The organism is Streptomyces sp. NPDC051364, from assembly GCF_040682115.1.
GTDB lineage: Bacteria > Actinomycetota > Actinomycetes > Streptomycetales > Streptomycetaceae > Streptomyces.
Genome location: NZ_JBFBAH010000056.1, coordinates 1 through 22,092 on the forward strand (window position 1 = coordinate 1; position 22,092 = coordinate 22,092).

The window sequence follows — 22,092 nt, forward strand, 5'->3', positions numbered from 1 at the left end:
TCTCAACATGGACATGCCCATCGGGCAGGCCGGACAGCGATCAGTACCACGATCGAGCGATCACGAACGAATAGAAGTCGGACTTAACGGCCACTTAGACAGCTTGCCGTGGCCTCCGCCTCCCCCGAGCGGAATGGCCGCGAACGGAATGAAGCCGCCGAAGCCACCCAGACCGCCGAAGCCGCCAAGGCCTCCCACGTTGTCGTCGTTGAAGCTCGCTTGGTTCATTCCGTTCTGTCCGTTGGTTCTCTTGTCACCGGTGTTCCAGAACACGCTGGAATCGTCGTTCAAACCGACGCCAGCCTGAGCGGGTGCAGTAACACCACCGATGAGCATCGCTACAAGGGCGCCGCCGGCCGCCAAGTGTGACTTCCTGAAAAGGCTCATGCGCCGTAAACGATCACGGGCGGCGCAGGTTATCCCCAGGGGCGCCCGGCACGCGAGTCATGGTGGCGAGCGGCGTCCCGGGCGGATCTCGCGGACCACCTACCAGCCAGGGGCCGCACGACCGGCAGCAGCGCAACGTCCTCCCCTGAGTACAGCGGGACCGTGATCACGCCGCCCTGCCGCTTGTAGCCGGGGCCGGTCTTTACTGGTCCGCTGACTGCGGATCCTCGTCAAGGTCCGGGCCGGAGGACGTCGAAGTACCTGTGCTCAGCCGCAGGCGGTGTTCTCGCATCCGCTCGCGTACATCAACAACCGTGAACGACACGACGCCGAGAAGCATCCCCACCAGCAAGCCGGCAGGCGATTTCGTGAACGGTTCCACGGCGTACCCCCCAAGGGCCACCGAAAACAGGAGAAAAGCCCGCTTGGAGCGCGGGAACCGCGGTCGCTCCTGAGCGACCAGACGGACAACGGGAAGGCGCTTCTTCACCATCCTCGACACCACGCCCACCAGGCTGAAGCCCGCCAGTACAGCGAGAGCGAGGGAAGGAAGAAACAGGATAAAGACAACGAAATCCCAGGGCTGAGGAAAACGGAAGGCAGCCCTCCCAAAGGCCGCCCCCACCGCGTAGAAGAACACCATCCCCAGCACCAGACCCACGGCAGCAACCCACGGATGCCGTGCAGCGAAAGGTGGCTCGGGCAGCCGGGGCATCGCCATCCCGTGGTGGACGTGGAAAGCGGTAGCCTGGTCGACAGCGCCCCCACCCCCAATGTCCCGGGCACGAACCCGCTGGAGCTCCTCGACCTGCGCGCTCAGCGTCCGAATCTCCTCGGCGAGCTGTGAAACTACCCCGGCCCGGCCGGCGTCCGGGCCGACCACTGCCCACTCCTGGGCAATCGCCTGCGCGGCCTGCCTCAGCCCGTCGTCTAACGCCCCTTGATCCTGCCGCAGCCGCACCTGCTCAGTCAGGCGGACCACCATGCGTTCCAGATCCTCGATGCGCTCCCGCGAAACAGCGGCCTGGTCCCTGTACCCCGAACTGCTCGACTGCGCCCGCTGGCGAAGCGCATCGAGCTCACGGGCCTCCTGCGCGTCCAGGGGCACCCCCCGGGACTCCATGAAGCGCCCAAAGACGAGCAGGAACTCCTTCGGGGCGACTCGCTTGCCCTTGAAGTACCGGTTGACTGCCGACGGGTGATACGACCCGAACGCAGCCAGCTCATTTTGCCTGGCCCCCGTCCGCCCGAACAGCCCCGCTAACCGCTCGCCGTACTCCTGCGCCTCCCCGCCGGCTACCTCGCCGTGCGATGCCTGCGATGAGTGGCCGTCCAAGCCGTCCCCCCTCCCGTAACCGACTGACGCCGATCGTGCAAGACAGGCTGTCAGACCCCAGCGCGGAGTTGCCAGTTGACTGGCAAACGTTGCTCGTTCCGCAACTCTCCGCAGGTCAGGAGGCTGGATGTCGTACCCCACACCAACAACGAGAAGGGTTCGACAAATGGGACACAACATCGTGCCGAGCATCCTGTTCAGCCTCGGAGCCGTCGCCTCAGCGCTGGTCGGCGCACCCGCCTGGTGCATCGCGCTGATCGCAGTCGCCGCCCTGGCAGCCGGCGTCGTCCAGGCCGTCTTCCCACACAGGTCGGAAGACAAGCTGAAGTGGTGGACCAACCGCCGGGCCTACCTCCGGCATCGCTACACCCAGCGCACCCGGCGCCGCATGGGCCAGGACGGCAGCTGACGCCTCTTCAAGCCCCCGGCAGCCGCCGGGGGCTTCGTCGTACCAGAGCAGGCACGGACGGGCGCAGCGCAGGCAGGTCCACCATCGGCGCAGGTCGGCGCCGTGACGTTTCAGCAGCCCAGCCGTTGGGCTTGACGATGCACCGAGCCGTCCCCCGGGTGCCGGGCCCCGACCCCTCCCCCGGGAACCCGGCACCCGCTTCCAGGAAGGCCCCATGCCCCACTCCGGCCGCGTACACCAGCTCCACCGCGCAGCACACTCCAGGCGCCCGCCTGCCCCCACCACAGCACCGGAACCCGCTGCCGACGTACCCGCCCCGGCCCCGGCAGAGATCCCCGAGCAACAGCCGCGGTGGGCAACCCTGGACCGCAAGGAAACGCGTCTGCGCCGGGACCAGCTCCGCTCCCTGGCCGCACTGCGCCGGCAGGTTACCCGCGACCGCCAGGAACGGAACGAGATCATCACCGACAACACCCTGATCCGGGTCGCGGTCGACTTTCTCCTGCACCACGCCGACACCCTGACCGGCGACACCGAGGAACAGCTGCTCAAGTCGGCCGTCACCGCCACCACCCGCAGCTTCGACGCCACCCACCTCGCCGCCGTCACCGCGCTCACCGCGCTTCAGGAATCAGAGGACCCCAAGAGGGTCTTCGCACTCTGCAACCTCATGACCAAGGCCCTGCTCCAGATCAAGCACGAGGCTTCCGCATGCGCCGCCACTACGTAACCGGCCCGGCTCACCCGGCAGCAGCGACCGGCCCGGCACCGAATCGCGGAACATCCCCCACGCCCACGTCCAGGCGCAGCCGCTGGAACCGGAGTGGATGCCGGAATATCCCGCCGTGGTCCACGGCCCGGTCGGCGCTGACCTCTGCCACCAGGTCCGGGCGTACCAGGGTCACGTCCAGGACGTCGCGGCTCCCCCAAGCCGCCGAGAACGTCGCCCCCGTCGGGCAGTTGTGGCTATGCGGCGTTGAGAGGGTTGCCGAGGTTGTGGTCGGGTGCGGGCAGCGCCGTAATGGCGGGCTCGCGGCCCCAGCCGCGCGGATCGGTCTCGGCTGCCCGGTGCAGGAGGTCCAGCACGGGGCTTCTCACCGTGGACAATCTGTACCGGATGAGGCCACACCCACGTCCGGCCTGGCACGCGTGTTCCTCCCCGTCCCGTGCGCGCACGACTCCCGCGCCCCGCGGAGCACGCAAGCACAACCGGCGCACACACTGTGAGAAGCCCCCTCCAAGCGGGACTTGGCCGCAGCGAGAACGCCCTGCGGACACGGCCCTGCCCCCGGCGCGGGCTCTGCACGGCTCGTACCGGGGGCGGGGGCTGCTGAAGCTACTGCCGGGTGAAGTGCCGTTGCTGGGAGGCGGTCGCCGCATTCGGGTTCGGCAGTTCGCGCAGCGGCGCGTAGTTGTCGTCGCCGTACAGGCCGGTCACGGCCAGGTCCTCGTTCAGGAACGGGGACAGGACCCACCGGGTGGCGTCCTCGCCGGTGTACCGCAGGACCCACCACCGGGACTTGTTCGCGCTGCACGCCGCGAGGTAGGCCGAGGCGCCGGCTTCACCGGTCTTTGGGGGTGCACTGCGGCCCGGTCCAGGCGCGACGAGGCAGCCGACCGCCGAGTCCGGTCAGGGCATCCCGTCGGGGTCGCAGCTGGCCCGGCGCAGCCCGATCGTGCTCAGGGCCCGCATCAGGGCTTCGGAGTCTCCAGCGCGCACCACGTGGACGGCTCCCTCGACGGCAAGGCCGGACAGTGCACGGGGCATGCGGGCGGCGGGCGTACGCAGCACCACCCCGCTCGGGGGATCCAGGGCGCGCACCCCTCGGAACACGCGGAGGACGTCCGGGTCCGCGTCGAGGCTGTCGAGCCCGGCAGGAAGGGACAAGACGGCGATATCGGGCAGAAGGGCGCGGGCGTGCGCGAGAGCGACCGCGGGATCGTGGGCATGCGATACGACCCGGAAGTGCGGATTACGCTGAATCCCCAAGCGCAGCAGCTCCAGCTGCTCACCGTCCGGCACTCCGACCACCAAAACCGTCATCACCTGCTCCATCCTGCGTTCCGGCACGCCCCAAGGCGACCCGGGACGCGGAGACCGGGCCGGCCCTCACATACGACGGCGACGTGAGGTCGCAGTAGCTGCTGCCCCTCCTGCGGTGCAGGGCGTATACGGCGTTGACGAACCGATCCCACTGGTTCGTAGTGAGGCCATTCGCGTTCGGGCACCGGATGACATCCGCTGCCGCCGCCGGTCCCACCGTCCAGGCCGACCGCCTCGTGCCCAGTCGCTGCGACGCTCGTTGAGCGTTCTGACCGGCGACACCAACCGGTCAAGCGCGCCCCCGCGAGCGAAGGGCAGTGACGTGATGGCTGGTTGGCTCCACCCCTACCGGCGACCGTCGCCGCTGCCAGCGGTGGGCGCGGGTGCGTCCACAGGACGACGGGGTCATCTTGGCGACGATCCGGCCCGCGTCCCCGCTAGCCAGGTCGGAGGAAAATGGTGATCCCGCGCCGCGGCTCGGTTCCGCCGTCGTGGGCACGCGATCGTTCCGTCAAGGAGCGCTTCTCGGCCATCCGCTCTCAGAACAGGGACGATGCCGGTTGGGCCGCGCGCCCCAGTGTGCCGTTTCGTGCCGGTGGAAATCATTGGGTTCGTGAGTGATATTCAGCTGCAGACGCCCGTCGCGGCCGATGGCCGGCTGGGCGCGGCCGTAGAGCACCCCGGGCTCAGAGATCCTCGCTACCTGCGGCGGCGTGGGGCCATCGCCGCTCGGGCCCGCAGTCACCGAGTCGGTGATCCGTCACCGCCGGTGAACTACAGCGAGGCCGAGGAGCAGACCTGGCGCATCGTCCATCAGGCGCTGTGGACCGCCCAACGCGAGCACGCGTGCCGTGCCGTCCTCGACGCCAGAGGGCAGGCCCCTATCCCCGCGGACCACATCCCGCAGCATGGCGAAGTCGGATCGCACCTGCGGCGGTTGACGGGTTTCGACTTCACCCTCGCGGGAGGCGTGGTCGAGAACAAGCGTTTCCTGGGGTCGATGGCCGACGGCTACTTCCACGCCGTGCAGTTCGTCCGCCACCCGGCCGTGCCGCTGTTCACGCCCGAGCCCGACGTCATCCATGACGTCTTCGGTCACGGGATCCACCTGGCCTCGCCGGCCTTCGCCGACATCTACCGCCTCATCGGGCAGGCGGCGATGCGAGTCGAGAGCAAAGACGTCCTCCAGATGATCAGTGACGTGTACTGGTTCACACTGGAGTACGGAGTCCTCGACGAAGGCGGGGACCCCAAGGCGTACGGCGCGGCCCTGCTCTCCTCCTACGGGGAGATCCGCCGGCTGCGGCGCTCCCGGATCCGGCCCCTGAACATCCGCGCCATACTCGCCACCGAGTACGACATCTGCGGCTACCAGCCAGTGCTCTTCAGCGCCCGCTGCCTGAACGAGGTCACCGACACCCTGGGCGGCTTCCTGGAACAGCTCGACGACGAGAGCGCACCGCGCTTCGGACGTACCCCGGACGTCTGCGCGCGGTGCGGGGGTGGGACCGGCGCGTTGGGGTAGGCAGCTGTCGGGGGTGCGGCCAAGGCGTACTGTCTCGCGCCCAAAGGCGACGAGAACCAGAAGGTGTACCGCCTGCTCCAGCAGGCCCTCGAACAGACCGGCAAGGCCGGCATCACGACGTTCGTGATGCGCCGGCACCGCTGAGCTGACCGGGTGTCTGTAGGCTCCGGACGAGCCAGCCAGCTACTCGTCACTCGCGAAATGACGGACAACGGTGTCCGGACCTGGAGACATCACGGTCTCGTGCCCGTCCTCGAAGCGCACCCGATAGGGCGGGGAGCCATTCTCGCCAAGCACCTCGACGACCTCTCCCGTCCGGTCGTGCTGACCCACGATCCGACCATGAACAAGGAGCCTGTCCCCTACGCTGGCCTGCATTCGGCTGTCCCTTCATCTGAACTGGCTGCTGACACCGTAGTCACCGGGCACCGTTGTACAGCAAAAGATCCAAAGGATCGTGTAACCGCTGATCGTGTCGGTGACTGGGGAGCCTGTCCACGCCGCACAAGGGGTTCTCTGGGGGCTCCGGGCTGCTGCTAGGCCAGGCTCCTCGGTAGGCATCGGGCGTGATGTGGACGACGCTGGACCCGATGCCGAACAGCCCGTGCCGAAGTTATGGGTGGGATTCTTCCTTCGAACATTGGGGAAGCCCGCCCAGCGTGCTCATCAATCGTGAAGCGACCTGCGGCCCCGAGAGGCCCAGCGCTAGGCGCTTGAGCGGGTCGCTGATCGCGTACGGGAGCGAGGCGATCAGAGGAGCGGCCAGGCGGGCGTCCATCCCCACGGTGTAGCGGGCTCTGGGCCGACGGGCAGTCAGGGCCCGGTGCACGATGGTGGCGGCCCGTTCTGGGCCGCTGAACCGCGTCGGATCACTCAGCGCCGCGGCGGCGTTTCGGTAGCAGTCGGTGAAGCGCGTTGAGATGCCGCTTGGCGGTGTGAGTGAACGGATCGCGTCCTCCAGCAGACCCGTGGCGTGGAAGCCGTGTTCGATCAGCACGACCTGTACGCCGGATCCTGCCAGTTCCATCCTTAGTGCGTGTGTCAGCGCGGCGGACGCCGCCCTGCTGGCGCTGTACCATCCGCCCAGCGGCAGCACTGAGCGCCCGGCAGCCGAGGAGAGGTTGACGATCCGGCCGCGGCCGCGCCGGCGCATCGCGGGCAGCGCCAACTGTGCGATGCGAACTGCGGCGAAGGTGTTGATTTCCATGAGGCGGTGCGCCGTTCCCTCGGTTACGTCCTCCACGGCCCGTGCCACTGCGAATCCCTCCGCGTTGACCACTGCGTCAGGGCCGCCGGCTGTGAGGTCGGCGATGTCTTCGAACACCGCCTTGCAGGCGTGCGGGTCGGATACGTCCAGCACCGTCGCTCGCAGATCGAGACCTTCCGCCCTGGCCCGCTTCGAAAGTCCGTCGGCTTCGTCCTGCGTGCGGGCAGTGGCGAACACGTCATATCCGGCCTGGGCCAGCCGAAGGGCAGTGGCCTGGCCGATTCCGCTTCGGGCACCGGTCACCAGCACGCTGGTGGTCATCAGTGTCTCCTCATGTCCGTCGGGATCCGGCATCCCCGCCCTTGCCTGCCCCTGGGTCAGAGACGGATGACCGTGATGCCGGCGCTGAAGCCGCTGGCGAAGCCGATCAGGGTGACCAGGTCCCCCGGTCCAATGCGGCCGGTCTCCTGGGCCAGAGTCAGTTGGAGGGGCAGGGAGGCCGAGGCGGCGTTGCCGTGGTCGGCGACCGTGAGCATGCACCGCTCCGCTGGCAGGTCGAAGGCGGTGACGGTCTCGTGGAACTGGGTTACTGAGATCTGGTGGACGGCGATGAACGCGCTGGACCTGACCAGTTCGAATTCAGGCTGGTAGCCGGTCAGAGCGCGTGTGGCATGCCGACGGCCAGCGGCCGACATGTCGCCTTGCAGCTGTACGTAGGTGGGGTCGTCGTCGCCGGGCCGCCAGTTCATCGAGCCGCCGGCTCGGACGGTGCAGACCTGCCAGGAGGCGGACTCAGCGCTGAAACGGGTGGTGAGGATGCCGGGGTCTTGTTCACCGGCAGGGCCGGCGGTGAGGAGCATCGCGGCGCCGGCGTCGCTGACAGTGTAGCCGACGGCGGCGCTGTGCAGTGTGCGCACGTCGGGCAAGTGCCAGCGGGTACCCAGGGTTGGGGTTTCGCCGCAGGTGATGAGGATCGTGCGGTACTGGCCCGTTTCGATGAGGGCGCGGGCGACCTGGAGGGCGTTGAGGACGCTGTTGCAGGCGTTCTTCACGTCGAAGACCGGGCAGGAGGCGCCGAGTTTGGCGGCGACGATGTGGGCGGTGGCGGGTTCGAGGAGGTCCTGGCACGAGGAGGCGAACAGCAGCAGGTCTACGTCGCTGATGTCCGTCCCGGCCGCGGCGAGGGCTTTGGTCGCAGCTTCGGCTGCGAGGTCGGATGCCTGCTGGCCCTCGTCTCTGACGTGCACGCCGCGAACGCCGGTGAATCGCTCCAGGAGCCCTCGAGGAGGCACCACCGGGCTGCCGGAGGCGGCGATCTGGGCGCGGGTCTGGTCCATGGTCCGGTAGTGGGACGGCAGGTGGACTGCCGTCGCCATCAGGCGTGCGCGGTGAGGAAGGGCCACCTGGCCACCGTAGCGAATGCGTAGCAGGTGGTGATCGCACAGTAACCCGGAAGGGTTGGGTCGAACGGTTGAGCTACGGCCTGCGGGGCAGAGACGTGGGCAGCGTTCCCCAGGGTTGCCGGTGACCGAGGGGCAGTCTGCGAGACAGGGGTCGCCGTTTATTGCCCGGCACATACGAGTGATCATTGCGTTCCGGGCGGTGCGTGTCGGACAGCCAGTCGTTGCAGGGTGTGTGAAGAACTACAGCGTGAAGAAGCGGTTGATCCTCCTGTCCGTTGCCGCGACGGCCATCGCCGCCGTCGCCGCCGTCCAGGCGGGCGCCATCGGCTCCGCCTTCCAGATCCGAGGCACGAACACCTTCTGCCTGGCACCCGAAGCAGCCCGCACTCTGACAGAGCAGAAGGTCGAGGTGGAACCCATCGCGCCCGCTACGGCCTCCGGCACCTGCGTCACACTGCAGGGCACTGGCACCCTGGCCCCCGACGTCACCAGCGGGGAGGGCACCTTGACCGGGGGCATGCGGTTCACAGGCGGTGGGCATCGTCTGGAGGTCACCAACCTGCAAGGGCATGTCCGTTTCGGTGAAGGCTCCACCAGTGCGGATCTGGCGCAGGACGGCGGCCCGGTGACGAACGTCGATTTCGCGCACTGGCCCATCTCGCTGAGCAGGGTGTCCATGACGCCCACGACGGCGAGCATGAAGGACAACCCGGTGACGCTGACGGACAAGGGGACGGCGGCCTTCGTCCACGCCTTCGGTGCCGGCCCCACGCCGGGCAACACTCCGCTGTGGTCGTATGAGGGCAAGGGTGAACTGAGCAATCCCTTCCGCAGCCCTGCCAAGCCGTAGCCACCGCTGCGCCCCGGCCAGCCGTATACACGGGCTTCGCCGGGGCCGCATCCGTCCCTCCCGCAGACCGCGCGAAGGCGGTCTCCCGTGTTGGGGCCGGGGGGGGAATCGGCCCGGCCGCCGCCGACGGCCGTGTCTGCGACTGTGCGCAGTTCGTTGGCCGGGCATGAATCCGAAGGCAGATGTGATGACGGCCGTGCACGGGGCCGGGGCTCTGAGGTCCGTTCTGTACGGGCCGGAAGAAGGAGAGCTGCACGCGCCCTGGCGCACGCTGTTGTCCGTACCCGCATTCCGCCGTTGTTCCGGGATGTCCGGCGAGGAGCACCTGGAGTGGGTGTATGAACGGGTGCGGCTGCTGAATGCGGCGATCGAGGACCCGCTGGCCCTGGTGAAGGATCCGGTCCGGTTGGCGTGCCTGCACGAGTGGCTGGCCTTCGTCGACCCCTCGCTGTCGGGCGTGACCACCATCCACTACAACCTGTTCCTGGGCAGCCTTGCGGCCCAGGCAGCCTGCGGCAGAGACCTGCGCCCGTACGTCGACATGCGGCAGCTCGGCACGTTCTTGCTGACGGAGGTGGCGCACGGCCATGACGCCGCGGCTTTGGAGACGACTGCCGTCTACGACCGGGCCACGGACAGCTTCACGCTGCACACTCCGAACGCGGGCGCGCAAAAGTTCCTGGCCAACACCAGTGCGGTGGGGGGTCCCAAGACGGGCCTGGTGGGGGCTCGGCTCCTCGTCGAAGGCAAGGATCAGGGCATTTTCCTCTTCCTCGTGCCGCTCACTGATGGCAGGGGTGCGCTGCCGGGGATCAGGGTGCGGCGTCTGCCCGCGCGGCTGGGCAGCGCTCATGACCACTGCCTGACCTCCTTCGACCGGGTGCGGGTCCCGCGGGAGGCGATGCTGGGCGGCGCGCACGGCCGGATCACCGGCGACGGCGTGTTCACCAGCGAAGTACCGGAACGGCGACGGCGCTTCATGACCTCCATCGACCGCATCATGACGGGCAGGATCTGCCTGAGCGCCGGCACGGTGGGCGCGGCCCGGGCGGGGCTGACCATGGCTGTCCGCTACGGCCGCAACCGGCACATCACCGGGCTGACCGAGTCTTCCAGGCTTGCGGTGTTCGACTTGCGCAGCCATCACGGTCCCCTGGTCGAGGCGATCGCCACCGTGTATGCGATGAACGTGCTCTACCGGGAAGCCGCCCGCCGCTGGAGCGAACGCGACCGCTCCGATCAGGCTGCTCTGGGGCAGGCGGCCCGGTTCGTGTCGGTCGCCAAGGCGTGGATCACCTGGCAGGGCCGCAACGTCGCCGCGCAGGTCAGGGAACGCTGCGGAGCGCAGGGACTGCTGGTCAACAACGGTATCGCCCAGCAGTTGATGATGACGGAGGGTGTGATCACGGCGGAGGGCGACAATCAGGCGATCATGGTCCAGGCCGCCACTGAGCTCCTGCTGGCCCACCGGCCGGCCGCCGTGGGGGTCGGGGCTCACGGGCGCAGTCTCACCGATGCGGACTTCCTCGGTGACCTCTTGGCCGCGGCGGAGGGGCTCTGGCTGGACCGGGCCCAAGCGGCCAGGCGGGCAGCCCCGGCCGAGGCGTTGGCACGGCGTAACCACGCGATGGGCGCTGCGCTGCGTGGTGTCGATGTGCATGGGCACCGCCTCGCGGTAGGAGCGTTTGCCGACGCTGTGGCCGCGATGGCTGCCGGTCCGGACAGGGAGTTGCTTGAGGACGTTCTTCGGCTGTTCGCGCTGCGGGGCGTGGCGGCGCACAGTGGTGACCTTTTGTGCCGCGGTTTCCTGACCGGGGAGCAGGTGGAGGAGCTGCCGGTTCTGATGGAGGGGTTGTTGGCGCGGCTGGCCGGGCAGGCCGCCGTGCTGGTGGAGGCGTTCGCCGTGCCGGAGGAGTTCTTCGAGGGTATGCCGATCGCATCCGCCGACTACATCGCCGCCTACGACGACCCGGAAGGGCCCTGGCATCGTAAGGATCCGGTAAGCCGGTAGCGGGAGGCCTGGCCCGGGCGGGTCGTCGCCCGGGCCAGGTCTTCGGTGGTGACCGGACCGCTGGTGTCAGGGGGTGGCGAGTACCAGGGCGGCGTTTTGGCCTCCGAAGCCGCAGGATGTGGACAGGGCCACGTCGAAGGCCACCGGGCGGGGGCGGCCGGTCACGATGTCCATCTCCCTGCCGGTGTCCTGCTGGGCGAGGTTGGCTGTGGGCGCGACCTCCTGCCGCTGCAGGGCGATGACGGTCAGGGCCGCCTCGATCGCTCCCGCGGCCCCCAGCGCGTGCCCGAGGATGCTTTTGGACGAGGTGACCGCGGGCGGGGCGCCGGCGAAGACGCGCAGCAGGGCGAGGGCTTCGGCCGTATCGCCGAAGCGGGTCGCGGTGCCGTGGGCGTTGATGTGGCCGACGTCGCGGGGGCTGCAGTCGGCATCGGTGAGAGCTTGTCGGATGGCCTGTTCGGCGCCGCGTCCCTGGGGGTGGGGGGAGGTGGGGTGGTGGGCGTCCGCGGAGGCTCCGTAGCCCCTCAGCCGGGCTCGCACGTGTGCGCCGCGGGAGCGGGCGTGGTCGGCGCGTTCAAGGACGAGGACGGCCGCGCCCTCGCCGAGGACGAACCCGTCGCGATCGGTGTCGAAGGGCCGGCAGGCCTGTTCGGGGCGTTCGGTGCGGGTGGAGAGGGCCCGCATCTGGGCGAAGCATGCGGCAGTCGCGCGCGCCCGGCCTGATTCGCAGCCACCGGTTAAGACGACGTCGCAGGCACCGCTCAGCAGGAGGTCGCGGGCGACGCCGATCGCGGTGGTGCCGGATGCGCAGGCGCTGGAGACGGTGAAGTTGGGGCCGCGGGCTCCGGTATCGATGGCGACCTCGCCCGCGACCATGCTAGGCACACTGCGGGGCAACGCCAGCGGTGAGACGGATCTTCCCGGGGCGATGCGGTTGAACTCCTTGACATAGGTTTGCAGGCTGTTCGCTCCCACTCCGAGGACGACGGCCACCCGTTCGGGGCGTGAGGTGATGTCGAGTCGTGCGTCGGCCACCGCGGTGCGGGCCGCAACCAGAGCGAGGTGCGCGAAGCGGTCCAGCCGGCTGGCCAGGCGCAGTCCGAGCTCGTCCACCGGGTCGAAGCCTGTGACGCTGCAGGAGATGTCGACGGGCAGGTCCGCCAGGCCGGGGTCCTTGCGGGCCAGGGACCGGCCGGCGGCCATGGTCTTGCAAATCGTTTCCGTGTCGTGGCCGGCCGGTGTGATCAGACCCAGACCCGTGACGGCCACCGCCGCACGGGGGGTCACACGCTCCGCCCTTGTGCTCCCGAGCCGTCCCTCGGGAGGGGAAGGACGGGCCTGTCGCCTCCTGTGGGGGCGGCGTGCGGCTGTCGCGGTCCGATGCGGGCCCTCAGCTCGGCAAGGCGCCGGCCCTTGTCCTCGAGGACCTCAAGATGGCGCCCGATGCGCTCGCGGGCCCGCTCGCCCTGGGGGCCGAGGTCGGTGCGCTCCATGATGCGCAGGGTGCGCAGCAGCGGGAGGAGGACGTGGTCGCGGTGGATGGCGATGTCGTAGATCCCCGCGGCCGCGATCCGTGCGGCCCTTGCCTGGAAGCCGGGGATGCTGTGTCCGGGCATCTGGAAGTCGCAGACGACATCGGCGAAGGCGTCGACGAAGCCGTCAGGGTCCAGGTCGGCAAGGTCTGCGCACAGCGCCCGGTAGAAGACCATGTGCAGGTTCTCGTCCGCGGCGATACGGCTCATCAGTCTTGTGCCGTTCGGCTCCCCGCAGGCATGGCCGGTGTTGCGATGCGCCTCGCGGGTGGCTAGCTCCTGGACGGTCACATAGGCCAGGCCGTGCGCGAGGGTGGGCTGCGTACTGGTGAAGCCGCGACTGACGTGGACGATGCGGCCACGCTCCAACTCCACCGGGTCCACGCCGCGTACGGCGTGCAGGTAGCCGCGCAGTGCGTCGGAGTGGCGGCCCTCTTCGGCGGTCCAGCGGTGGACCCAGGTCCCCCACGCGGTGTCGCGGCCGAAGGAGGCGGCGATCTCGTGGTGGTAGCTGGGAAGGTTGTCCTCGGTCAGGAGGTTGACCAGCAGGGCATCGCGGACGGCGGGGGCGAGCGGCGATTGGCCGCTCTGCCAGGGCTCCCCGTCCAGCGGGCCGTCGTAATCGCGGGCCGAGCTCCAGGGAATGTACTGGTGGGGAAACCATTCGGGCGCCGCCGCCAGGTGCCGGTCCAGGTGGACGGCGACGGCGGGCTCGAGTTCACGCAGCAGGTCCAAGTGCCTGCGCGTATGGGATGCGGCAATCAGGCGGTCAATCATCGCGGCGTTACTGCGTCCTTCTCCTGCGGTGGCACGGACACACCGATACGGCGGCGGTAGGGCGGCGTGTGGTCTCGGTGGCTGTCATACGGCAGGGGCCACTGCCGTCCCGGCGCCGGCGCCCGCGGCGTCTTTCACCACCTGCGCGGCCGCGCGCAGGGTGGTCGCCGGGGAGAGGTCCATCAGCCGTTCCAGGAGTTCGCCGCCGCTGCGCTCCTCCAGGACCACCATCAGCTCCATGAGGGCCAGGGAGTCCAGGCCGAGATCGTCGAAGGTGGCCGTCGGCTGCAGCAGGTCGCGCGGCACTCCGAAGAACTCGTGCACCAGATCGGCGAGCGCCGCCTCATCCATGTCCTGAACCGCTTGTACTGTCATCGTCCTGCCCCTGACCTTATTAATCGCTGTCGCTCCACCAACCCCGTGGGACCGGGAAAGTCACGGGCGATGGGTCGGTGCGCGGGAGCAGGGCGCGTTTGCCTTCCAGGACGGCGACGCCCGCTTCGCGCCCGTCGAACGTCCGCCCGGACATGCACCACTGCGGTGACGGCGGCCTGATCACGAAGCGTGGGAGGTGCGTGGGGTGCAGGGGTGTGCCGGTGCCGTCTGGCGATGTCGGCCGGCGCCTTGCGTCGGCTGCCTGCCGCAGAAACGGCTGCGGGGCGGCGGACCACAGCTCAGCTGTCGGGATTCCCGGTGGATGCCCGCTCTCGCATGCCGTGGCGGGCTGTAGCGGTCACCACCAGCCGGTTCGGGCGGGTCACGACACCGGGGACAGCGCGCACCTTGCGGTGGGGGTCGACGGGCCGCAGCTTGAAGCGTGCGGCCAGGGCTGCCAGCGCGATGGGTGCGGTGAGGGCGGCCAGGGGGGCGCCGATGCAGCGGTGACCGCCGGAGCTGAAGGGGAGGTAGGCGCTGCGGGGTGGCAGGGATGCAGCGTCCGGTGACCATCGTTGGGGGTCGAAGGTGTGGGGGCTCGGGTAGTGGGTGGGGTTGCGGTGGATGCCGTACAGGTTGAGGAGGACTTCCGCTCCGCGCGGAAGGCGGAAGCCGCTCACTGTCACTTCGCGCAGCGCGCTGCGGGGCATCACCGGAACGGGATAGAGACGCAAGATCTCCGTGGTGACGCGGCTGGTGAAGGGAAGGTGGTCGAGGATGTTTGCCGGCACGGGGCGTCCGCTGTTGAACAGGGCATCCGCCTCGCTCTGCACGGCTTGTTCCGCTGCTGGGCTGTCGGCCAGTTCGTGCCAGGCCCATGCCAGCGTCATCGCTGTCGCTTCGCTGCTGGCAACCAGCAGAGTGACCATCTCGTCGACCATGGCTGTCGGCGTGATGCCCGGTGGGCCCTGCATCGGGCAGGTAGCGGCCTGAAGAAGACTCAGGACGTCGCCGCCGTGCTCGTCGGGGGTATGGCGGCCGGGCAGCGCCTGCACCAGCCGGCGCAGCTGGTGTGTCGCCCGCCTGCGCGCGATGGCTTCGGGCGTGGGCAGGGGCGGACTCCAGGCAGGCGCCAGCATGCGCAGCAGCACCCCTTTAGAGAGCGATGCCGACTTGGCCGCCAGCCACGAGATCGTCTCCCACTGCGTATGGGAACGGAAGAGGCAGCGAACCGTGATGTCTGCGCTGAGTTCCAGCATTTCGTGCACAAGGTCGAGGGCCGTGTCAGACGGCCACCTCCCGGCGAATTCGCACGCGGCTTCACAAATCCGCGGAATCATCCGTGCAAGAGCGGCCCGGCTGAAGGCAGGGGCCAAAAGGCTGCGGTGATCGCGGTGCTCAGTCCCCTCCAGAGCGAACAGCCCCTCCCCCGTCAGGGGAAGGAAAGCGCGGACCATCCGGCGTCGGCCGAAGGCCTGACCCTTGTCAGCCAGGATCTCGCGCGCCATATCGCCGTCACTGACGACATACTTGCTCACCGCGCCCACCTGCAGCCTCACAACGGGGGCCGCTGCGCCCAGCTGGGCCAGTGCGGGCAGCAACCCGTGCTTCAACAGCGGCAGGTGACCCAGTCGGTGTCCAGGCGCCCGGGGAACCTCCCGGGCCCCGCCGGCTACAGCAACGTCGTCGGTCTCATCCGTGCCTGCCCATCCCGTGATCACGCCTGCCCAACGCCGTGGAAGCCTCAAAGGACACCGCCACAACGGCCAGACGTGCCTGCCGCAGCAGAAAGGCCATCGAGACTGCACGTGCAGATCCCCGGATCTTTGGAGAGGTGGCAGGGTAGCGGGGCCTGCAGGGAGGGGTCTGCCACGCCGGCTCGGATGCCGCCGGATACCGGAGCGTCGGCATGAGCCCAGCGGTGCAGCGGCGGCTTTGTACGCCATTCGGGTGACCGTCGATTTGATCACGTTATGGTCTGATGGCACGGTTGCGACCCAAAGCCGCGAAGGACCCGCGGGGCTGCGGCATCATCGTCCGGCCGGTTGATCGCACGGCTCCACCTCGTGTGTGGGGGTACCGGTTTTGGGCCGCGAACATCAGGGCGTCATCGGCCATCACCGGGAGCAGGCAGAGCGTGACCACCACGACGACGGGCGCGACAGCCACGGACATCGAGTTCCACTACGACGTCGGCAACGACTTCTATGCCCTGTGGCTCGATGACACGCTGACCTACTCCGCAGCTCTGTGGGACGGCATCGAGGAAGACGGGTCCCATCCCGACGTGCTCGCCCAGGCGCAACGCGCCAAACTCCGCCATCACCTCGACCAGGCCGCGCTCCCGCCCGGAGGCCGGCTGCTGGACATCGGCTGCGGATGGGGCGCCCTACTCGCCCTCGCCTGCGAAGAAGGCCGTGCCGGGACGGCAACCGGGCTGACCCTCAGCCGCGCCCAACTGGCTCACGTCCAGGGGTGCAACCTGCCTGGAGTGCAGGCACGACTCGAAGACTGGCGCTCCCACGTCCCGGAATGTCCCTACGACGCCATCGTCTCCATCGAGGCATTCGAAGCCTTCGCCGGTCCCGGCCTCACCACCGCTGAGCGCGTCGGGGCCTACACGGACTTCTTCACCGCATGCCACAGCTGGCTGGCGCCGGGCGGCACGCTGTCCCTCCAGACGATCGCCTTCGACGCGGGCGTTGACGCCGGCGGACCGGTCGGCGCCTTCTTCGCCAGCGACGTCTTCCCCGCCTCGGCGCTGCCCCGCCTCACAGAGATCACCGCGGCCTGCGATGCCCACTTCTCCCTGACCGCGGTCAAAGGCGAGCCTCGCGACTACATCCGTACGCTGCGCGCCTGGTCGGCCCGGCTGCGGACCGAACGTGACAACGCGCAGCGGGCAGTGGGCGCGGACACCTACCAGCGCTACCGCCTCTACCTCAAAACCTGCGAAGTACTCTTCCATCGAGGAGAGGTGACCCTGTACCGAATGAGCATGCGACGCCGCCCTAAGCCCCTTCACCTCCCCATGTAGTCGACGTTCACCAAAGGCAGCAGGCACCCGGCCACCCCCGAGTGGGGCGTCCGAGGGCTTGGCCCAACGGCCGCCAGAGTCCAGGCGCCTCGGGAACATCAAGGCCCCCGCCTGAACTCTCAACCATGCAACCGGTTTCACTCGCCACTGCCTGCCCCGTGATCACGCCCTCTCACGCGGCGGACACCGCGTAGGTCACCGGCCGCAGACCGCCGGAGCCGGCCAAAACCCGCAGCCCACGTCAGCGATGACGGTCCACCGCACCACCCCAGTCGCTCGTCCTCACCGGGGAAGCCCCTCTTCCTCGGGGCCGACGGGCTGAAGGCAGAAGATCCGCAGGTCACGGCCGGATCGGTCACGGTAGGTCTGGTATTGACTCGAAATGCTCAGGAAGCCCTGCCAGATCTCATCTCGTTCGACGCCGGTGACGAGCCGAGCCGAAACCGGCATGCGCCGGCCTCCCGTACAGATCGTGGCCGCCGGATTCTTGAGGAGATTGCTGCTCCACGCTGGATGGTGTGCCCGGCCGAAGTTCGAGGCCACGACCGCGTAGCCGCCCGCGTGGCCGACATAGCACAAAGGAGTGGGAATGAGGCGCCCGGAGCGGGCGCCGACCGTGACCAGCAGCAGCGACGGAACCCCCAGCAGCCCGCAGGCACCGAACCGGCCGCCACTGCGCATCTGCACCACCGTGTCCAGGGGCACCACCAGCACCCTCATCATCACAGCCGCCCAGCGCGCGGGAATGATCCTTTGCATCACGCGGAGAACAACCCCGCGCACCGGTGCACCAGCCCGCACCGATACACCTCCCCGTCGCTGACGACCTCCGGGCTGCTCTGCCACCGAGACATCCCCGTCGACTCCGCCGGTGTCCGAACCTGTTGCGTTCATGCCTCACCAACGTGCTGGACGCCACGACGTCACCACCGCTGGCGGCCCAACTCGCCAGAGGCAGAGGAAGGCGACCCTCACCTGGGACCGGAGACCGGGGTCGGCGCGTTCCGGCAGCTACCAGCGCCATCCCATGCGCGTCGGAGGCGCATGAACCGCAATGCTCTCCTTCCGCTCCCGTTCGTGCGAACGCCCCCTGGAGCCATACGGGCCGGTCAGGGGCAGTAGTGGTGGGGGTCGCTCAAGGCGACGAGGAAGGGCATCTCCTGGCACCGGCCGGCCGGTTCCTCGAAGCGCCAGTCGTCGTCGGCGGCCAGCTGGCTGACTGCTCCGCAGATACGTTGCAGCGGGCGTCCTCAGGATTCGCGCCGGTGTGCGCTGACAATGACCAGGTGGCCCGGGCGACGCATAAAGTCCTCAACGGGGCGGTCCCGCTGCTGCGGTGGGGCTGTCGTGGCAGCGGCGTGGAGGACAGCGTCTGGATGACCAGGAAGCGGCAGGGGGAGGGATGAGCCCCATTCTGCCCGTGACCGTGTACCCGCCGGACGCGGGAGCGGGCTCCGGGTGCTTCTGGACGGCGAGATCACTGAAGCGCGGCTGCAGTCTCGGGCTCCCGGGCGGAGCGTCCTGCGCAGGCTTCCTTTGCGTGGAGCGGCACGGCTGACAAACGCGCCTGCCGTGACGCCCAGACAGCTGCCTTCTGTGTGAGCATGGTTCGGGGGCCTGCACCCACTCTGTGAGGGAAGTGCCGACTGTGCCCGAGCCTGTTTCCTTGTCCTACGAGGTCCTCGTCTCCGATGGTGTCCCCCGGAACATCGATCTGCGGATGCCCGACGGCGACGAGATCGTGTCCTCGCCGATCTCCTCCACTCTGATCTACGGGGAGCGGGAGGCAGTCCTGGTGGACCCGCCGCTGACGCTCGGGCAGATCGACCAGGTCGCGGAAGGTGTGGCGCGTTCTGGGAAGCGGCTCGCGTTCGTGTACATCACCCACGGCCACCCCGACCACTGGTTCGGCACCGCGACGCTGCTCGAGCGGTTCGGGGACGGAGACAGCGTCGTGTACGCCACCGAGGGCACGATCCGGCAGATGCGCGAACAGCTCAAGGGCAAGGAGAAAGGATTCGCGAAGACCTTCCCCCAGGTCCCCGAGCACACCCCGGTCCTCGCCGTCCCCGTACCGGTGGACGGCTTCCGCCTGGAAGGCCAACTCCTGCACGCGGTCGAGACCGGCCATACCGACACCGACGACACCAGCGTCCTGCACGTCCCCTCGATCGGCCTCGTCGTCGCAGGAGACGTCGCCTACAACGGAGTCCACCAGATGATGCTCGAAGGCGCCGGCGACGGCCTGGGCACATGGCTGGACGGCATCGACAAAGTCGCCGCCCTCAACCCGCACCATGTAGTCGCCGGCCACAAAAACAAAGACCTCCCCGACGACCCGAAGATCCTCGACGAAACCCGCCAGTACCTGCGGGACGCGATCCGCCTCCTCAACGGCAAACCGACGCCAGAGGAGTTCTTCAACGAGATGATCAAGCTCCACGGCGACCGGCTCAACCCCGGACCCCTGTGGTACAGCGCCCTGGGCCTGCTGGCCTGAGACAGAGCCACATGGCCCGGGCGTGTCGCCGCGGGTGACCCTGGCAACGGCGACGCAAACGACCAGGGCAGGCCTCGCGCCTCAGCCCGCGCCGAGCCCGACTCGGCCACCTCAACAGGCGTCGCGCGCACCGGGTCCGCGTGGGCGGTTCAGGTGCGCAAACGGCTGTTGGGGCCGTCCTGCTCTCCTGCGGTGTCGTCATTGAACCAGTAGTCCCCGGCCGCGAGGTAGCGGAAGGAGTGCGCGCGCTCGCTCGCCAGCTCCACCGAGACGGCCCGCATGCCATCCGTGCGGGGGCGCAAAGTGTGGGTGCCGGGCTGCCAGTCGTTGAAGTCACCGACCACACTGACGGGGCCGGGCGGCTGGTCGGCGGGAAGGACGAACGTCACTTCGGTGCAGTCGTTGCGTAGCTTGCGCTCGAGCACGGGCCGATCTCCTTTTGCTGACAAGGGGGGTCGCGCCCATCCTCGGGCCCCTGGCACCGGCCCGCATTCCGGCGCGGGCGCCGGGCCGGAACCATCACCCGCACGCCACTCACCGTGACGCCCGTAGTGCGGGGTGTTGCTCTTCGTGTCAGCGTGAGGCGTGGGGGCATCCCCCCGATTCACGGATCAAGAGGAGTCGCCGTCATGGGCGGTATGCACGACAAGCGCCAGGAGCCGGGCAAGGGCCGCGAAGAGCAGAAACGGCCGCAGCGCCCCGGTCAGGACCCGGTACACCCCGAACCCGGCACGCCGTCCCGAGGCAAGAACCCGCCCGAGCGCGAGCGTCGCCCTGAGGAAGACCTGCTCCGCGAAGAGCGCGGCCTGCGCGACGAAGACTTCTAGGACCCCACCACCCCACGCACGCAGAGCCCGGCCGGGGCCCACCATCACCCAGCCGGGCTCTGTCATGAAGACCCGGCGACACAGCAAAGCGGTCAGGGTCCCTGCACCCCCACGGCGCCGGCCAAGTCTCCGGCCCTCCACCACCCTGGCCATGCCCGCCCGGTCCCGGGTGTGACCGGGCCGGCAGCAAGGGAGCTGCCAGCAGAACGCGCCCCGCCAGAGCGCTCTGGTCACCGGGCCGCACCGGAGCCCTCCCCCTCTCGCATCCCCGTACCGTCCACGCGCAAGCAGCCGAGGTGTCGCAGCGGCCGAGGATGAGGAGCTGGGGGCCGAGATGAGAGCGGCCACCCCCGGCCCCGGCGTCCTGGCGGGCAGCCTCGCGCTGGAGCAGGTCCGACGGGGCCAGTCACAGGCGGGTGCACAGCCGCGACCCGTACTTCCAGCCCAGCGGGCCGTGCTCGAGGGACGGGGGGTGCGCCGTCGCTCGACGGCTCAGCATCGGCTCTGCAGTCCCAAATCGTCCTCGAATCTGCAGAGGGCCGCTCGATCGCGGACGCGTAGCGCCGTGTCGGCATCGCTCCCGAGACGGTCCGCGCCGGCGTCGGCGCTTCCTCGACCACGAGGCCGCAACCCGCGCAAGGACTGTCGCCTCCCACTGCACTTGCCTTCCTCCTCTCCTGAAGGAGAGGGATTCCCCTATGAGGGAGTTCGGCCGGTCGCCCGGCTTACGGGTTCCTACTCCGCGGACTGGCTGATGCCGAGGTCTCCACAGGCTGAGACCGTATGTCCTGCGGCCTTGATGTTCCTCGCGGCGTTCACGTCGGCATGCTCACTGTGTCCGCACCCGTCGGATTTGCACCGGAATACCGCTTGGCTCTCACGGTTGTTGTCGGTGACGAAGCCGCAGGCGGAACACCGCTGCGACGTGCATGCGGGATTGACCTTCGCTATGCGGATGCCCGCGTACCGGGCAGCGCTGGTGAGGGCGAGTTCGAGGCCGTGCCATCCCTTGTCGAGGATCGACCGGCTCCAACTAACGCGATCACCCGACCGAGGGCCACTGACAACGCACCGAACTCCGCCGCTTCGCGGCTCCGCGCCAAGGATGAGCTAACCCCTCCCTAAAGGAAGGGGCCTGCGCTCAAGAGACTGGATCACACCTAGCCCATCAGCCGGGCCCCATCCGGCGGACCCCGGTCGGCCCCCATGCTGATGCCTCGCGGAACGGCCGCCCATACAGTCGGACTGACAGCCGTCTCGACGGCAAGACGCAACAGCAGGACTGGTTCGGCAAGACTCGACGGCACAAGGGAGTACCACATCATGAGCGGCTCCGAGAGCGCGGATCACGTCAGTGTCCATCTGAGCGGCTGCGAGCACCAGGACGCGGGCGCGGTGTTCCGCGCCCTGGAAGCCGCGTTCCCCGAGGGCGCCGAGCCCCCGCGCAGCGAGGTGAAGGCCTCGACTACGGGGCACCCCATGGTGTGGTCCATGGCTGTCGATTCCCGCACCCGGCGCAAGGCGGGTGCGGCCCCGGCGGATCCGCTGGCCGGTCCCGTCGACGTTGACCTCTTCGGCGCGGCCGACCCCGTGCGCAAAGTCAAGGAGGAACTGGCCGCGGCCTTCGCCGTGGAGGACCGCGGCACAGTACCGGGCGAGCACGAACTGGAGGTCAGCCTCCGCCTCACCAGCTGAGCCCGAAGCATTGGGCTTGATCCGTCCCCGGCGCAGCAAACCTAGCGATCTTCACAACGGGTCAAACACTGCCTGATACGGCACTAGGGTCTGTTGCGAAAGTGGATCTTGATCGGTGATGATCATGGTGTGGCGCGTGGAGATCTGACGGATGCACAGTGGGCAAGGCTGGAGCCG

General features: G+C 68.8%; 24 protein-coding genes and 1 pseudogene. 10 read left to right on the forward strand and 15 right to left on the reverse strand.

Annotation, left to right across the window (positions count from 1 at the left end):
* Nucleotides 1-60: 60 nt before the first annotated feature.
* Together AB0M76_RS41855 and AB0M76_RS41860 are read right to left on the reverse strand one after the other, a co-directional pair.
* Nucleotides 61-387 (reverse strand): hypothetical protein, encoded by a 327-nt coding sequence (locus AB0M76_RS41855; RefSeq protein WP_365958017.1) that lies wholly within the window; start codon nt 385-387, stop codon nt 61-63.
* Nucleotides 388-589: 202 nt separating this feature from the next.
* Entirely contained in the window at nt 590-1,723 is a 1,134-nt protein-coding gene (locus tag AB0M76_RS41860) for a hypothetical protein (protein ID WP_365958018.1), read from the reverse strand.
* A gap of 166 nt (nt 1,724-1,889) precedes the next feature.
* On the opposite strand from AB0M76_RS41860, the gene AB0M76_RS41865 reads away from it, so the two are divergent.
* Nucleotides 1,890-2,132, forward strand: a complete 243-nt coding sequence (locus AB0M76_RS41865; RefSeq protein WP_365958020.1) for a hypothetical protein — start codon at nt 1,890-1,892, stop codon at nt 2,130-2,132.
* A gap of 214 nt (nt 2,133-2,346) precedes the next feature.
* The gene (locus tag AB0M76_RS41870) at nt 2,347-2,862 is read left to right on the forward strand and encodes a hypothetical protein (protein ID WP_365958021.1); all 516 of its coding nucleotides are present in this window, start codon (nt 2,347-2,349) and stop codon (nt 2,860-2,862) included.
* A gap of 10 nt (nt 2,863-2,872) precedes the next feature.
* On the opposite strand, the gene AB0M76_RS41875 is transcribed toward AB0M76_RS41870, so the two are convergent.
* The 3 genes from AB0M76_RS41875 to AB0M76_RS41885 form a co-directional block, all read right to left on the reverse strand.
* Complete coding sequence (locus AB0M76_RS41875) at nt 2,873-3,037, reverse strand: hypothetical protein (protein ID WP_365958022.1); 165 nt, start codon at nt 3,035-3,037, stop codon at nt 2,873-2,875.
* Between the two features lie 61 nt (nt 3,038-3,098).
* Nucleotides 3,099-3,230, reverse strand: a complete 132-nt coding sequence (locus tag AB0M76_RS41880) for a hypothetical protein (protein ID WP_365958023.1) — start codon at nt 3,228-3,230, stop codon at nt 3,099-3,101.
* Nucleotides 3,231-3,762: 532 nt separating this feature from the next.
* Complete coding sequence (locus AB0M76_RS41885) at nt 3,763-4,176, reverse strand: hypothetical protein (RefSeq protein WP_365958024.1); 414 nt, start codon at nt 4,174-4,176, stop codon at nt 3,763-3,765.
* A 613-nt stretch (nt 4,177-4,789) separates the two neighbouring features.
* On the opposite strand from AB0M76_RS41885, the gene AB0M76_RS41890 reads away from it, so the two are divergent.
* Together AB0M76_RS41890 and AB0M76_RS41895 are read left to right on the forward strand one after the other, a co-directional pair.
* A complete protein-coding gene (locus AB0M76_RS41890) occupies nt 4,790-5,701 on the forward strand; it encodes a phenylalanine 4-monooxygenase (protein WP_365958025.1) in 912 nt (303 codons plus the stop codon).
* A gap of 33 nt (nt 5,702-5,734) precedes the next feature.
* Nucleotides 5,735-5,845, forward strand: a pseudogene (locus AB0M76_RS41895) (Ku protein); the annotation flags it as partial.
* A gap of 39 nt (nt 5,846-5,884) precedes the next feature.
* Here AB0M76_RS41895 and AB0M76_RS41900 read toward each other — a convergent pair.
* The 3 genes from AB0M76_RS41900 to AB0M76_RS41910 form a co-directional block, all read right to left on the reverse strand.
* A complete protein-coding gene (locus AB0M76_RS41900) occupies nt 5,885-6,079 on the reverse strand; it encodes a DUF1918 domain-containing protein (RefSeq protein ID WP_365958026.1) in 195 nt (64 codons plus the stop codon).
* Nucleotides 6,080-6,314: 235 nt separating this feature from the next.
* Complete coding sequence (locus AB0M76_RS41905; protein ID WP_365958027.1) at nt 6,315-7,229, reverse strand: SDR family NAD(P)-dependent oxidoreductase; 915 nt, start codon at nt 7,227-7,229, stop codon at nt 6,315-6,317.
* A gap of 56 nt (nt 7,230-7,285) precedes the next feature.
* A complete protein-coding gene (locus tag AB0M76_RS41910) occupies nt 7,286-8,311 on the reverse strand; it encodes a 3-oxoacyl-[acyl-carrier-protein] synthase III C-terminal domain-containing protein (protein ID WP_365958028.1) in 1,026 nt (341 codons plus the stop codon).
* A 178-nt stretch (nt 8,312-8,489) separates the two neighbouring features.
* Here AB0M76_RS41910 and AB0M76_RS41915 point away from each other — a divergent pair, with 178 nt between their 5' ends.
* Both AB0M76_RS41915 and AB0M76_RS41920 read left to right on the forward strand, forming a co-directional pair.
* Nucleotides 8,490-9,161: an HtaA domain-containing protein gene (locus tag AB0M76_RS41915; RefSeq protein WP_365958029.1), complete on the forward strand. Its 672-nt coding sequence runs from the start codon at nt 8,490-8,492 to the stop codon at nt 9,159-9,161.
* Between the two features lie 166 nt (nt 9,162-9,327).
* The gene (locus tag AB0M76_RS41920; protein ID WP_365958030.1) at nt 9,328-11,172 is read left to right on the forward strand and encodes an acyl-CoA dehydrogenase; all 1,845 of its coding nucleotides are present in this window, start codon (nt 9,328-9,330) and stop codon (nt 11,170-11,172) included.
* A 66-nt stretch (nt 11,173-11,238) separates the two neighbouring features.
* Here AB0M76_RS41920 and AB0M76_RS41925 read toward each other — a convergent pair whose 3' ends face one another.
* The 4 genes from AB0M76_RS41925 to AB0M76_RS41940 form a co-directional block, all read right to left on the reverse strand.
* Nucleotides 11,239-12,459 carry a beta-ketoacyl-[acyl-carrier-protein] synthase family protein gene (locus AB0M76_RS41925; protein WP_365958031.1) on the reverse strand — a complete coding sequence of 407 codons (1,221 nt, stop codon included), beginning with the start codon at nt 12,457-12,459 and terminating at the stop codon, nt 11,239-11,241.
* Nucleotides 12,456-13,439, reverse strand: a complete 984-nt coding sequence (locus tag AB0M76_RS41930; protein WP_365958032.1) for an acyl-ACP desaturase — start codon at nt 13,437-13,439, stop codon at nt 12,456-12,458. Before AB0M76_RS41930 ends, AB0M76_RS41925 begins: the two co-directional genes overlap by 4 nt.
* A 126-nt stretch (nt 13,440-13,565) precedes the next feature.
* Nucleotides 13,566-13,856 (reverse strand): acyl carrier protein, encoded by a 291-nt coding sequence (locus AB0M76_RS41935; protein ID WP_365958033.1) that lies wholly within the window; start codon nt 13,854-13,856, stop codon nt 13,566-13,568.
* Between the two features lie 299 nt (nt 13,857-14,155).
* A complete protein-coding gene (locus tag AB0M76_RS41940) occupies nt 14,156-15,802 on the reverse strand; it encodes a cytochrome P450 (protein ID WP_365958041.1) in 1,647 nt (548 codons plus the stop codon).
* 191 nt (nt 15,803-15,993) lie between these two features.
* Here AB0M76_RS41940 and AB0M76_RS41945 point away from each other — a divergent pair, with 191 nt between their 5' ends.
* Complete coding sequence (locus tag AB0M76_RS41945) at nt 15,994-16,893, forward strand: cyclopropane-fatty-acyl-phospholipid synthase family protein (RefSeq protein ID WP_365958035.1); 900 nt, start codon at nt 15,994-15,996, stop codon at nt 16,891-16,893.
* A 282-nt stretch (nt 16,894-17,175) separates the two neighbouring features.
* Here the strand turns inward: AB0M76_RS41945 and AB0M76_RS41950 are convergent, their stop codons facing one another.
* The gene (locus AB0M76_RS41950) at nt 17,176-17,787 is read right to left on the reverse strand and encodes a nitroreductase family deazaflavin-dependent oxidoreductase (RefSeq protein ID WP_365958036.1); all 612 of its coding nucleotides are present in this window, start codon (nt 17,785-17,787) and stop codon (nt 17,176-17,178) included.
* A gap of 772 nt (nt 17,788-18,559) precedes the next feature.
* Here AB0M76_RS41950 and AB0M76_RS41955 point away from each other — a divergent pair.
* Entirely contained in the window at nt 18,560-19,393 is an 834-nt protein-coding gene (locus tag AB0M76_RS41955) for an MBL fold metallo-hydrolase (protein WP_365958037.1), read from the forward strand.
* Between the two features lie 149 nt (nt 19,394-19,542).
* Here AB0M76_RS41955 and AB0M76_RS41960 read toward each other — a convergent pair whose 3' ends face one another.
* Entirely contained in the window at nt 19,543-19,818 is a 276-nt protein-coding gene (locus tag AB0M76_RS41960; RefSeq protein WP_365958038.1) for an isoamylase early set domain-containing protein, read from the reverse strand.
* A 204-nt stretch (nt 19,819-20,022) separates the two neighbouring features.
* Between AB0M76_RS41960 and AB0M76_RS41965 the strand changes: the two genes are divergently transcribed.
* Nucleotides 20,023-20,220, forward strand: a complete 198-nt coding sequence (locus AB0M76_RS41965) for a hypothetical protein (RefSeq protein ID WP_365958039.1) — start codon at nt 20,023-20,025, stop codon at nt 20,218-20,220.
* 735 nt (nt 20,221-20,955) lie between these two features.
* Here the strand turns inward: AB0M76_RS41965 and AB0M76_RS41970 are convergent.
* Complete coding sequence (locus tag AB0M76_RS41970) at nt 20,956-21,327, reverse strand: transposase (RefSeq protein WP_365958042.1); 372 nt, start codon at nt 21,325-21,327, stop codon at nt 20,956-20,958.
* A 216-nt stretch (nt 21,328-21,543) separates the two neighbouring features.
* Between AB0M76_RS41970 and AB0M76_RS41975 the strand changes: the two genes are divergently transcribed.
* Nucleotides 21,544-21,915 carry a hypothetical protein gene (locus tag AB0M76_RS41975; protein WP_365958040.1) on the forward strand — a complete coding sequence of 124 codons (372 nt, stop codon included), beginning with the start codon at nt 21,544-21,546 and terminating at the stop codon, nt 21,913-21,915.
* Nucleotides 21,916-22,092: the final 177 nt, after the last annotated feature.